Source organism: Paenibacillus sp. FSL H7-0918, assembly GCF_038007025.1.
GTDB lineage: Bacteria > Bacillota > Bacilli > Paenibacillales > Paenibacillaceae > Paenibacillus_AQ > Paenibacillus_AQ odorifer.
The window spans coordinates 437,330-449,960 of the sequence record NZ_JBBOWJ010000004.1; the positions used below are offsets into that span (position 1 = coordinate 437,330).

At 43.7% G+C, this 12,631-nt stretch carries 11 protein-coding genes and 1 tRNA gene; 2 read left to right on the forward strand and 10 right to left on the reverse strand.

The annotated features are described in order from the left end of the window. Nucleotides 1-175 precede the first annotated feature (175 nt). The 6 genes from MHI15_RS26980 to MHI15_RS27005 form a co-directional block, all read right to left on the reverse strand. Nucleotides 176-733: a DUF2812 domain-containing protein gene (locus tag MHI15_RS26980; RefSeq protein WP_076125063.1), complete on the reverse strand. Its 558-nt coding sequence runs from the start codon at nucleotides 731-733 to the stop codon at nucleotides 176-178. Beyond that, complete coding sequence (locus MHI15_RS26985) at nucleotides 730-1,059, reverse strand: PadR family transcriptional regulator (protein ID WP_076133666.1); 330 nt, start codon at nucleotides 1,057-1,059, stop codon at nucleotides 730-732. Before MHI15_RS26985 ends, MHI15_RS26980 begins: the two co-directional genes overlap by 4 nt. 530 nt (nucleotides 1,060-1,589) lie before the next feature. Continuing rightward, nucleotides 1,590-2,003: a MarR family winged helix-turn-helix transcriptional regulator gene (locus tag MHI15_RS26990; RefSeq protein WP_254857035.1), complete on the reverse strand. Its 414-nt coding sequence runs from the start codon at nucleotides 2,001-2,003 to the stop codon at nucleotides 1,590-1,592. 188 nt (nucleotides 2,004-2,191) lie between these two features. Continuing rightward, nucleotides 2,192-3,880: a dihydrolipoyl dehydrogenase gene (gene lpdA, locus MHI15_RS26995; RefSeq protein ID WP_341165107.1), complete on the reverse strand. Its 1,689-nt coding sequence runs from the start codon at nucleotides 3,878-3,880 to the stop codon at nucleotides 2,192-2,194. Between the two features lie 57 nt (nucleotides 3,881-3,937). Beyond that, nucleotides 3,938-4,378 (reverse strand): OsmC family protein, encoded by a 441-nt coding sequence (locus MHI15_RS27000; RefSeq protein WP_076125055.1) that lies wholly within the window; start codon nucleotides 4,376-4,378, stop codon nucleotides 3,938-3,940. A 172-nt stretch (nucleotides 4,379-4,550) separates the two neighbouring features. Further along, nucleotides 4,551-4,634 (reverse strand) — tRNA-Leu (locus MHI15_RS27005). Nucleotides 4,635-4,871: 237 nt separating this feature from the next. On the opposite strand from MHI15_RS27005, the gene MHI15_RS27010 reads away from it, so the two are divergent. Beyond that, on the forward strand, nucleotides 4,872-5,633 hold the full coding sequence (locus MHI15_RS27010; RefSeq protein ID WP_076184332.1) for a methyltransferase domain-containing protein: 762 nt from the start codon (nucleotides 4,872-4,874) through the stop codon (nucleotides 5,631-5,633). A 92-nt stretch (nucleotides 5,634-5,725) separates the two neighbouring features. Here the strand turns inward: MHI15_RS27010 and MHI15_RS27015 are convergent, their stop codons facing one another. Then, nucleotides 5,726-6,904, reverse strand: coding sequence for a CynX/NimT family MFS transporter (locus tag MHI15_RS27015; RefSeq protein WP_248549329.1), 1,179 nt, complete (start codon nucleotides 6,902-6,904; stop codon nucleotides 5,726-5,728). A gap of 286 nt (nucleotides 6,905-7,190) precedes the next feature. On the opposite strand from MHI15_RS27015, the gene MHI15_RS27020 reads away from it, so the two are divergent. Continuing rightward, on the forward strand, nucleotides 7,191-8,906 hold the full coding sequence (locus MHI15_RS27020; protein WP_076125049.1) for an ABC transporter ATP-binding protein: 1,716 nt from the start codon (nucleotides 7,191-7,193) through the stop codon (nucleotides 8,904-8,906). Between the two features lie 288 nt (nucleotides 8,907-9,194). Here MHI15_RS27020 and MHI15_RS27025 read toward each other — a convergent pair whose 3' ends face one another. The 3 genes from MHI15_RS27025 to MHI15_RS27035 all read right to left on the reverse strand — a co-directional run bounded on the left by MHI15_RS27025 (nucleotide 9,195) and on the right by MHI15_RS27035 (nucleotide 12,622). Then, on the reverse strand, nucleotides 9,195-11,510 hold the full coding sequence (locus MHI15_RS27025) for an endo-1,4-beta-xylanase (protein WP_341165108.1): 2,316 nt from the start codon (nucleotides 11,508-11,510) through the stop codon (nucleotides 9,195-9,197). 383 nt (nucleotides 11,511-11,893) lie between these two features. Continuing rightward, on the reverse strand, nucleotides 11,894-12,223 hold the full coding sequence (locus MHI15_RS27030) for a hypothetical protein (RefSeq protein WP_341165109.1): 330 nt from the start codon (nucleotides 12,221-12,223) through the stop codon (nucleotides 11,894-11,896). Nucleotides 12,224-12,268: 45 nt separating this feature from the next. Further along, nucleotides 12,269-12,622 carry a hypothetical protein gene (locus MHI15_RS27035; RefSeq protein ID WP_280775623.1) on the reverse strand — a complete coding sequence of 118 codons (354 nt, stop codon included), beginning with the start codon at nucleotides 12,620-12,622 and terminating at the stop codon, nucleotides 12,269-12,271. Nucleotides 12,623-12,631 lie beyond the last annotated feature (9 nt).

Consider the following 12,631-nt stretch of genomic DNA (forward strand, 5'->3'; position numbering starts at 1 on the left):
CTATATTAACAAACTTGTAATAATTTCAGTATACCTTTTTTTCGGTAAATAAGCTTGATAGTTGAGTCCTAAATGATAGACTGGTAAATTTCGCAGTAAAACTCCGCAAAAATAAACAGCAAGTCTCCCTCTGAAAAGGAAACTTGCCGTGTGTGCATGTTACAACTCTAAAGTCCTATTCTATTATCAAATTTTCCAGCTGAAGCTTCTTAATTTTCTTACGGATAGGTGCACCAATAATTAAAAAAACAAGACCTAACAAAATCAACATACCGCCCATTATTACGTTTACCATGCTGAGATTCTGTGATGAAAAAGAATAATTTATTACACCAATCATCACATTAAATAGGCCTAAAATCAACTCTAACCACATTACAGATTTCCATAACCTGTTGATTCGCTTATAGTGTTTTATTCTGGATTCCAGATCTGTGTAAATATCAAACGGACCTTCCACTGACTTCTTTCTAAGGTAAACCCAGCGCATGTAAGTACTTACACAATCTATACCGTTTTCCTCTAAAAACTTGAGATATTTGATGCTATCCGGATGATCCGGCAAGTTATCTAAAAGCTCAATTCTATACGTGTACTCATTATTGGGGGTCTCTGTAAACACATATTTGCACCAGGATAATTCTGATAGAGCCATCCCCTTCGCAGACATTTCATTAAGCCACTTTTCTTCCTTCTCATAATCCCAAATCAGCTTGCGAACCACATGTTTCATTTGGACTCACCTCCAGCTATTCTCTTACCATTGGCTATCAATTCTTCCAGACGGATGATCTCTCCCTGAATCACTGACTTTCCTAAGCCGGTAATTTCGTATTCTTTTCTACGGGAACCTTGCTCCCCTTCCACTGCTTTTATCCAGCCTTTTTCCAGTAAAGTGTTAAGTGCTCCGTATAAAGTGCCCGCGCCCAGATCAACCCGACCGTTACTTAAGTCCTTCACATTCTGCATAATTGCGTATCCGTGCATTGCTGTATATAGAGACAATAAGATATAAAATACAGCTTCAGTTAATGCGCCTCTTTCTGTGCTTTCAGGCATCATTTCATCCCCATTCTATTACCGTTGTCGATATATCGGCTTCCGTAATACCATTATTACGGAAGCCGATATAATTGTCAATACAAAAACACCCATTTTTTCATCGCAGCGATTATGAGCGCAACAAAAAAAACGCCTAGCACTTAGCTAGGACGGATTTGTTGGGGGGCTACTCAACAGCTAGATACTCCCACCGTGGCAACTATTCCTTCCTCATTATGATGTATCGGACTGAGATGCCGCTATTTCCGAAAAATAGCGTGTTTCAGCTTACTTTCGGACTCAGATGCAGCTATTCGTCTCCAAACACTCGCTTTTCACACGATTCCTTAGCAATAAGCGCTATGCAGTCCGAAACCTCTGTAAAATGTGCCAAAAATCAATAATAACGGCCATACGGTCCGTTAGCAGACACTGTTCGTACATATACTAAAACTACAAAAGTCTATACAAAAAATAGGCCAGATAAGATATGTAAAAAAGGAACATACCCAACCTGACCTATTCTTTATTTTGTTCTGCATAGTTTTTTATGATCTCTCTTTTGAGGCATTTTCAACCATGACACCTAATACATTTTTAAACGTTTGAAGATCCTGTTCGGAAATATTGGTGATCGTATCATCTTTAAACTTTTCGGCAACCGGCAGTAAATCGAGATAGATCTGTACTCCCTTATCTGACAATTCCAACTGCTTGACTCGCTTATCCGCATGGGTGCCAGAGCGATGCAAGAACCCCTCAGATTCTAATTTTTGAAGCAGCCTGACTACGCTGGGCTCTTTTATAGACATTTTATCTGCTAGTTCTCTCTGGGTAATGGATTCACTGGTATAGATGTAATACATCGCAATCCATTGGCTCCGGGTCATATTATACGGCCGAAATTCCTTTTCCAAGGCTTCCGCGAATATTTTTGCACTACGGTTTGCAATAAAGGCCATACAGTCATCTAAATTAAACAATGTTTACACCAACCAATCCCAACTGTTTTATCTTAAAATAATCAACTCTTTTCTAATTTATTATAGCAAAATATATTAAGGAAGCTGAACATACTTTTCAAGTGATCAAATAGTTCATTTATTTAGGCTGCAGTAGGGGATCCGTCTCCCGAGATACATAGAACAACTTATCCTTGATGCAACGCCCCAATTCCTAAACCGAATGCAGCTTCATGAATTACTTCCCCAGTAGTTGGATGGGCAAAGATTGTCTGTGTAATCTGTTGTTCCGTAAGCCCATTGGCAATCGCAAGTGTAAGGCTACTAATCAGAGAAGACGCATCGGGACCAATGATAGACCCTCCCACAATCTTTCCGGAGCCATTATCTTTGATTAATTTGATAAAACCTTCCGGTTCATTCATTGTCAATGCTTTTCCGTTACTTGCAAAAGATACCTTACTCACACGATAGTCCAGCCCATTCTCCTTACATTCATCTTCCAACAGCCCGACGCTGGCAATCTCTGGAGAAGTGAAAATTACATTCGGTACCGCGGAATAATGCATATCTTGGGATTCACCGAGTAAGGTGTTTACAGCCGTAATGCCCTGATGTGAAGCAACATGAGCAAGCTGAATAATGTTAGTTACATCGCCAATCGCATACACATTTTCTACATTCGTACGCATTTGTTTATCAACGGCAATACCTTTACCACGTTCATTTAGTTGAATACCTGCTTTTTCGATATCCAGACCCTCTAGGTTAGGCTCGCGTCCAATAGCGACCAATACTTTTTCACTAACTAGCAAATGCTCACCCTCACTATTCTCATAGGTTACAATCGCCTGACCATCATCCGCACGTTGGATTTTGGAAACTTTGGAGTTGGTATGAATATGAATCCCAGCCCGCTGAGCTAAACACATAATTTCTACCGAAATATCACTGTCCAGCATCGTTAGCAGACGGTCCATAAATTCTACAACATGAACTTCAACTCCTAGGTTACGGTAAATGAAGGCGAATTCCATGCCGATAACCCCGCCACCGATGATAGTTATTACCTTTGGTAACTCTTCGCAGGCGAGCGCTTCAGTACTGTTCATTACAAATGGCAGATCAATTCCTGGGATATTCACCTTGGAAATCCTCGAGCCTGTTGCCACAATGATATTTTTTGCTGAAATACGGTAACTATTTTCGCCGGTTACCTTCACTTCATGCGCCGATAGGAACGAAGCGTGGCCGCGAACAACCTGAACACCGTTTTTTTCCATTAAATAACCAACGCCGGAGACCAATTTCTCTTTGACTTCATTTTTACGACGAATAACCTGCTTCATATCCACTTGAAGATCAGATCCTGTTGTTATACCAAACAAAGAGGAGTTTTTTATTTCATGACAGATTTCAGATGATTTGACTAAAGATTTTGTAGGGATACAGCCAACATTTAAGCAGGTACCTCCTAATTCTTCTTTCTCAATCATCGCTACCTGAAGTCCTTTTTTTGCTGCATAAATAGCGGCAACGTAACCTCCTGGTCCTGCTCCAATGATAAGCAAGTCAGGGTTTATAGCATGAGTTTGTTGCACGGCGACTGCAGGTTGTGGGACAGATAATTGGACCGGAGCCTCCACCTGGATTGGATTTACTTCAAATAAGACTTGATTTGAGGCAATCTCGCCCCCCTCTTCAAATAATATATTGATAATAATACCCTCTTCTGCCGCTTCAATCGATCTGTTGCCTTTTCCAGTTTCAATCTGTACCAAGGTATCTCCTGCAGATATCTTGTCTCCGATATTTACATTTATCTTGCCTGCTTTCCCCTTTTTGCCACCTGGAATCATAGACATTTTTATTTCCATCGTTATGCTCCTCATATCCTTGAGGGGACTCATAAAGAGCCCCCTCAAGCGAATGTATTAGTGAATGACTACGCCTGCTTTTACCAGCTTCACACCGTTAGCAAGACAATCTCCAACAGGACATGTCTTTTCGATAAAGTCTGCAAAAGCATCTGCCTTTTCTTGGCTTTCGTTGGTTTTAAAATGCATAACAAAACGAATTTCTTGGAAACCATTTCTCACATCTGCAAGACCCATGAAACCATCCGGATCTAAATCTCCTTCAAGTTCAACATAAAATTCTTCGAAGCTAAAATCGTTAGCGTCTGCAAAGGCACTAGCGACAATGGACTGACATGCACCAAAGGCACACAATAACGCCTCGACGGGATTCAAACCAACATCGGTCCCCCCCAAATCCTCTGGTTCGTCCATAATAATCTTAAAACCTCTAGAATTGGTTTCAACTTGCATTCCATTAGGCAGTTTTTTAGCTGTCGCTTTAAAAGTAGTTAACATATGTATTACCTCCTCCTTAAGATTGTGAAAATAATAACATAGTAATCGATGAATATCAATACTTAGCTAAGTAAGTATTTTTTCGAAGAAGAACTCGAACCTGATTCAATAAAAAAACAGGTTTCCAATCTACCTGAATAGGTAAATCAGAAACCTGTTTTTGTTGATAGGATGCGGTCAAGAGGACTCGAACCTCCACGATATTGCTACCACTGGCACCTGAAGCCAGCGCGTCTGCCAATTCCGCCATGACCGCATATTATGTAACTGGCGACCAAAACCGCCTGTACATAATACTATACTCCCTCTGCATTTAAAACGCAAGGTTTTTGTGTTATTGAAATAGGCTTCATATAGACTCATAGGTATAACCAATCAATATTATTCAGTTTATATATTTCTATTATAAAGCCTCCTATGGTACAACATAGATAAAGTAAGGCGCTATGACGGAGATGTCGGAATAATCGATCAATAGAAAGGATGAATACTTATGAACCAACAGTGGAATACCCAAACCTATGATACTGATATGGCCTTTGTGTCTCAGTTTGGAGAATCATTGATTGAGCTGCTTCACCCACAGCCAGGCGAACAGATTATCGATTGGGGCTGTGGAACCGGGGATTTGGCGGCAGCCATTGCTGCTAAGGGCGCCACTGTGACAGGTATTGATGCCTCTGCCGAAATGATTCAGACAGCCCGTGACAAGCATCCCCATCTAAGCTTTGTCTTAGCTGATGGGCAAACTTATGTCGCGGAACAGCCAGTCGATGCTGTGTTCAGCAACGCTGCCCTTCACTGGCTAACAGACGCAAACGGAGCGGCGGCGTCCATTGTTGCCAGCCTGCGGGTAGGCGGCCGTTTCGTGGCCGAGTTCGGTGGACTGGGCAATATTGCTTCCATCGTCGCTGGCCTTCCACAAGCTTTTGCAGCCATTGGCTGTAGTCATAAGCTGCATTTGCCCTGGTACTTCCCAAGCGTTGGCGAGTATGCAACTCTACTAGAGAAGCACGGACTGACCGTGGACCTCGCCCTTTGTTTTGACCGGCCAACACCACTGGAAGGCTTGGAGCAAGGATTTCAGCGGTGGCTGAATACTTTTGCCGATGGAATCTTAAGTGTGCTCACACCGACCGAACGCGCAGAAGTTCTCTCTTCTATGGAACAGAAATTGAAATCCAAGCTATATCAGGACGGCCGCTGGGTAATGGATTATCGCAGAATCCGGATTGTTGCTTACAAACGAAGCTAGAATAGATAAGAAATACTTCTCATGTTCAATAGTCAAAAAAAGAGTGCACTGGCGCTTAATACGCGCTAGTACACTCTTTTTTACACGGGATCCTATTTTCTGTCTCCAACATACCGATCACTGCCAGCGCCAAGCCCGACAACCATCAACAGTACACTTGCACCCAGCAGTAAAATCAATGGCACCGTCCAGCTGTTCGTTACATCATGCAGCCAGCCGAATAATGCCGGTCCCATTGCTGCCAGTACATAACCCACAGATTGGGCCATTCCTGACAGCTCCGCCGCTTCTTGCGTGCTTCTTGTTCTTAGACTGAAGAACATCATCGCAAGACCGAAGGCAAATCCTCCGGCAATACCAAAGCATACCGCCCAGACAGCCATTAAAGCGCCACTGCCCTGCCAGATGCCACCTAATGCGATGAAATAAAGAACAGCAGTGATTATAACTAGAATACGTTGGTTCTTCATCCGGCCTGCCCACAGCGGTACGAAGAAAGTAAAGGGTAGCTGTGCCAATTGCATGAGCGAGAGAAACCAACCCGCATTACTCGACGACATTCCCCGTTCACCGAGGAGAACCGAAAACCAGGCAATAAAGACGTAATAAAGCAGTGACTGTAAGCCCATAAAGATCGTGACTTTCCAAGCAAGAGATGAACGCCACATATTTTTGCTTGAGGCTGCACTCTTAGAGCCGGTTCCTTGATTAAGCTTACGCATTTGCGGAATCCAGAACACTGTTGCTAGAGCTGCGATCATAAACCAGATGGCCAAGGTTCCTCTCCAACCGAATCCAGCATTCGTTGCCAGCGGTACACTAATTCCTGAGGCAATAGCTGCGCATAAATTCATAGAAACCGTGTAGATACCTGTCATTAGCCCGATTTTGTGAGGAAACTTCCCTTTAATAAGACCTGGAAGTAGTACATTACACACGGCAATGGATAATCCAAGTATAGCAGTACCTGTGAACAACAGACCTGCTCCAGATCCCGAGCGAATTAGAATTCCCATAGCCAGCATGACCATGGCAACTAATAACACATTAGCTAAACCAAAACGGCGGGCCAGCTTTGGAGCAAACGGGGACAAGATGGCAAAAGCCAATAATGGTAAAGTAGTAATAGCTCCTGCTAGAGTATTGGATAAGCCGAGGTCATCCTGAATCAATTGTATTAATGGACCCACAGAAGTAAATGGAGCCCGCAGCGCTGCAGCGATAAAAATAATTCCCAGCACAAGTAGCCAGCGATCATATTTGCTGTCCATTAAGCTATTATTCTGAATGTGTCCTTCGCTTTGTGAAGCTTTCATCGTGTATCCTCCTAAATTACAAACAAATAACCCCGCCAAGCACAGAGCTTGTCAAGGATTTGAAATATTTTAAACACTATGAACCATCATCTACTATTCTATTAGAAGTTACAACCCTTAAGTAATTTTATACCCGAATTATTGACAAAACCGCTGACCATCTTTAGTATCCATATCATCGGGTAGTTGAGAATCAATTTCATTTGAACTCATATTTAAACCACAGAAAAGAGTGAACAGAATGCTTCGAAGGTTTTTTTCCTACTATCGTCCGTATAGAAAATTATTTATATTGGATTTCTCCTGCGCTGTTTTTGCGGGACTGCTAGAACTGGCTTTTCCGGTAGCCGTCAATAAATTTATTGATGATTTGCTTCCTGGTCAAGATTGGCCGCTTATTCTTATCGCTTGTGTTGCGCTGCTGGCGATTTACGCCTTAAATACGGTGATGCAGTATATTGTCACCTACTGGGGTCATATGCTGGGCATAAATATCGAAACTGATATGCGCAAAAAAATGTTTGACCATATTCAGAAACTCTCGTTCCGATTCTTTGATAATAATAAAACAGGCCATCTAATCGGAAGAATCACCAATGACTTAAATGATATCGGCGAAGTGGCGCATCACGGTCCTGAGGATGTATTTATTGCAATCATGACCCTTGTCGGAGCCTTTCTCCTAATGGCTGATATTAATCTGAAGCTGGCGATTATTACTTTTATTATCGTTCCAATTATGGCTTGGGTAATCATCTACTTCGGCCGCAATATGACTTCAACTTATCGCCAGCTATTTGGAAATGTAGGCAGTTTCAATGCCCGTATCGAAGACAATGTCGGCGGGATTCGGGTCGTGCAATCTTTTGCCAATGAGCAGCATGAACAAGAACTATTCGCAGTAGATAATCAAATGTTCCGCAAAACAAAACTTATGGCTTATAAAATCATGGCTAGAAGCTTGTCCGTCAGCTATATGATGACCCGCCTCATTACTATCCTGGTGATGATCTGCGGCGCATGGTTCTTTATCAATGGCGAGCTGCAAATCGGTGAATTTGTGGCGTTTATCTTGTTGTCTAATATCTTCTTCCGCCCTATCGAGAAAATCAATGCCGTGATCGAAAGTTATCCTAAAGGAATTGCCGGCTTCAGACGTTATCTGGAGATCATTGACACGGAACCTGACATCAGTGACAAACCGGATGCCGTGGAGATCAACGCTTTGCGCGGTGATATTACATTCCAGGATGTATCTTTTGGATACGAAGAGAATCGTCCGGTTCTGCAAAATATAAGCCTTAACGTAAAGGCTGGCGAAACCATTGCCTTTGTTGGGCCGTCCGGCGCAGGCAAAACAACAATCTGCAGCCTGCTTCCGCGCTTCTATGATGTCACAGCCGGGGCCATCACGATTGATGGCATCGATATCCGTGACATGAAGCTGGAATCGCTGCGCAAACAAATCGGGATCGTGCAGCAGGATGTTTTCCTGTTCTCCGGGACAATTCGCGAGAATATCGCCTATGGGAAACTGGATGCAAAGCTGCCTGAAATCTGGGAAGCTGCGCGACGTGCTCATCTGGAGGAGCTCATTCAGAATCTGCCAGATGGAATGGAGACAGTCATCGGGGAGCGCGGTGTGAAATTGTCCGGTGGACAAAAGCAGCGCCTGGCTATCGCTCGCATGTTCCTCAAGAATCCGCCGATTCTGATTCTGGATGAAGCTACTTCCGCGCTGGACACAGAGACCGAAGCCGCGATTCAGCAATCCCTGGCTGATCTGTCCGTAGGCAGAACCACACTCGTCATCGCTCACCGTTTGACGACGATCAAAAATGCCGACCGGATTATGGTCGTGAATGAAGAAGGAATCGCTGAACAAGGCAGACATGAGGAATTAGTCCATGCTGGTGGAATTTACAGCCGTCTGCATCAGGCACAATATAACTTTTAAAAAGTAATTTGCCACAGCTGGGCAAAAATGAAGCAAGCCTAGTCACCATGTTTTTGGCGACTAGGCTTGCTTTTTCACGTAACTCCTCTATTTGCAGCAAACGTGATGCTTGATTAAGGAATTCCTCCCTGATTTTCTTTGGTTTATTGCTCTAATCCTTGCAATCAGGGAAAACCTCCCGCAAATTCACCCCAATTTGCTCATAATAGTGGAATTCAGGCAATATTTAGGGAGGTTTTCCCTAAAAATTAAAAACGGCACAATTAAAGCTCAGTTCCCCTAGTTTCGCTATTGCGGCTCTGTTCCCCATACCAGCACTCCGTTCCGATAAAGGGTCACCTTGTTCCAATCCGCATAAGCGGTCTGAAGTGAATTAAACGAATAATCATTGGCCTCGTTAAAATTGCTCCAATCTGTCTTGTGTATCCGGGTCTGAATATCCCCGGAAGTTCCTCCAGCGGCAAGCATGCCCGCACCTGCGTTGAATTTCACTTCCAAATAGTAATCCGCTCCCGTTCGAGGCGTGTCCAGCTTTACAAAACTGCCTGCTACCTTGCTGTTGCCGATCTGGGCATAATCGCAGAAAAAGGATTGCGGCTTGTCTCCATCGATCGTATACCAGTAACGGATGCTCAGCTCGCTAAGATCGACTGCAGTTGTGCCGTTATTTTTAATATTAAAATAGGGCTTCATCTGGTTGTCATTTGGGTTAGTATCCGCTGTCCGATACGCCACTGCAAGCCCGGTGACCGGTTCGACAGGCCCCGAGTCTTGCGGTGTAGCCATCGCTTGTACAGAATTGCTGCTCGTACCCGCACTATTGACTGCATTCACAACATAATAATAAGTCGTTCCGTTGCTAACCGCCGCATCGCTATAGCTCGTCCCGGTAGCCGTAGTCAGAGTGGTATAAGGGCCACCACTCGTAAGTGACCGTTTCACCGTATAGGAAGTTGCGCCCGCCGAGGTGCTCCAGCTAAGATTCACGAGCCCATTGCCTGCAGCTGCATTCAAGTTAGCAGGAGCTGCTGGAACTACGGGAGCTGCCACTGTCTCCAATACGGACCAGTAGGCCGGCTTAGATTGAAGGCGCTCATCAAATAATAAAGGCCAATTGTTACGGGCTACCGGATAAGTGTGCAGCCAAGTATTACTGTCATCCTTCCCCCAGAGAGTGACATTCGTGACCGTATCCGTGTGCCGCAGGAAGATCTCAAATAATGATTTGTATAAAGCCGCTTGGCGCTGCTTCAAATTATCAGGGAAGGTCTCATAGGCTTGAGAATTATCAGAATACACACTAATATCCAGCTCAGTAATATGAGTTTCCAGCCCTAAAGCCTTGAACTTGATAATCGAATTTTCGATTTCAGAGAGCGAAGGATAATACAAACTAATGTGCGTTTGATGCCCTACTCCGTCAATAGGAACCCCTTTAGACTGAAGTCGTACAATCAGATTGTATAGCGCTTGGCTTTTGGCTGGCTCATGGGTATTGTAGTCATTGATGAACAGTTTTGCGTTAGGATCAGTTTCATGAGCGAACTGGAACGCCTTCTCAATATACTCTTCACCCGCGATCTGGTACCACAGGCTGCGGCGCATGCCATCAGATTGCGAAGTGTCAATCACTTCGTTGACGACATCCCAAGCATAGATTTCACCTTTATAACGTTCCATAACAGTCTTAATATGACTCTTCATCCGCTCATATAACACCGTTTTGGAGACCAAATTACCGCTGGCGTCACGGAACACCCAATCCGGTGTCTGCGAATGCCAGACCAGGGTATGTCCACGTACCTGCTGCCCATTTGCGGTAGCAAAAGCTACTGCCGTGTCAGCTTCAGCGAAATTAAACACACCTTCCTGCGGCTCCGTGCTATCCCATTTCAGAACATTTCCTGGCGTTACACTATCAAAATGCTTGGCCAACAATTGCCGATCCGGAGCTGTCAGCAGCTCACTATTCGTAAACGCCGAGCCGATCAGAAATTTGTTTGCAAACACATCCTTCAGCGAAGGAATTGCATCCTCGATGACAATTGGACCGAGATCCGGTAGCTTTTCCAATCGAAAATCATCCAAATAAAAAGAAGTTGTCGCGCTACCCGGCACTTCAAAATAAATAGAAAGTTGATCTGCCGGCTCCAATAGCTTGTACTGCGCCTGAAGCTTCACCCAACCGTTCGCTGTCACTGCTCCAAAGGTCAAATTGTCATAATGAATGGTAGAAGGTAATGTCCGCTGCAGTGACATATAGATATTCGCGTTGGATGATCCGGCAGGCAGCTTCACCCATCCAATAAACACATAAGTTTGTCCCACTTCCAGCTGGCTAGTCACATCCAGTGAAGGTCCATGCCACGTTTTTGTTCGGCCGCTTACCTCCAGGCCATATGTGCCGCTGCGTGCCGCATCTGTTTTGGCTGTAAGCACCTCAACTTCCCCACGTCCACTCCAACCCTGAACAGTGCCATCTTCAAAATCGCTTTGCTGAATAAGCGTGTTCTCCGCATGTGCGGGTGCAGCCCAATACGCAGGTACAAGCAAACATAAAACCAAAACAAAATTAAGCGCTTTCAAAAAAGTTCCTTTTTTCATCGCTTCGATTCTCCCTTCTGAGTTAGGTTCGAACCTTATGGCTTCGTTTCTTCCTGTCCCCGATACCGCTCGGGCCACACCACCTTCCTCATAAAAAAATCAGAGCCTATCCTCAGGAGGAACCAAGCTAGGCAGGTCATCCGTGAAGTATGGGCTCTATATCGCCATAATATCACATATGTTTCCATTTATGGAACTAAAATTAATTATTTTCGATCTTATTTTACTTAAGCTGAACGGATCTGCATTATCAGATCCATTTAGCGCCGAAAAAACCCAAGAGACGACACTATTAAGGTGTTGTCTCTTGGGTTACATAACATGCTGGCTGAATGTACGGGATTTCTACCGTTCATTTCGCCACTTCCAGCTGGATCAGCTCATTATACGGGAGTTATACCGTTCATTTCGCCACTTCCAGCTGGATCAGCGCATTGTACGGGAGTTCTACCGTTCATTTCGCCACTTCCAGCTGAATCGACCAATTGTACGGGAGTTTTACCGTTCATTTCGCCACTTCCAGCTGGATCAGCACAATGTACGGGATTTCTACCGTTCATTTCGCCACTTCCAGCTGGATCAACGCATTGTACGGGATTTTTACCGTTCATTTCGGCGTTTCCAGCTGGATCATCGCATTGTACGGGAGTTTTACCGTTCATTTGGACGTTTCCAGCGGGATCAACACATTGTACGGGATTTTTACCGTTCATTTCGGCATTCCTAGTATGTACAAGAACATTATGCTAGTCAGATATTTATTTTTCTTTCGTTACTATCATGATCAGTAGTAAAAAAATCAAAACTAGTTGAATACCTAAATATATTATAGGAAAAAAATAGATAAGTCTTATCTGATCAAAGTCAGGCTTAATATCAAAAAAACTTAAATCAACAACCCCTGAACCTCTAGACTCTTTTCCTTGTAATTCTTTTAAATAAAATAGAATTCTCGTGCTAGGAACAATACTAATAACTAACCAAGAAATATTGTACCTAAGCTTTTCCGTCTTTAAAGCTATCTTGCAAGACACATTCAGAAGAATTATTGGTGCTGCATACATTATAAACATTTTTTTTACTACTTCTACTTCCAACTTCCCCGTTTTCATTCCCAAATG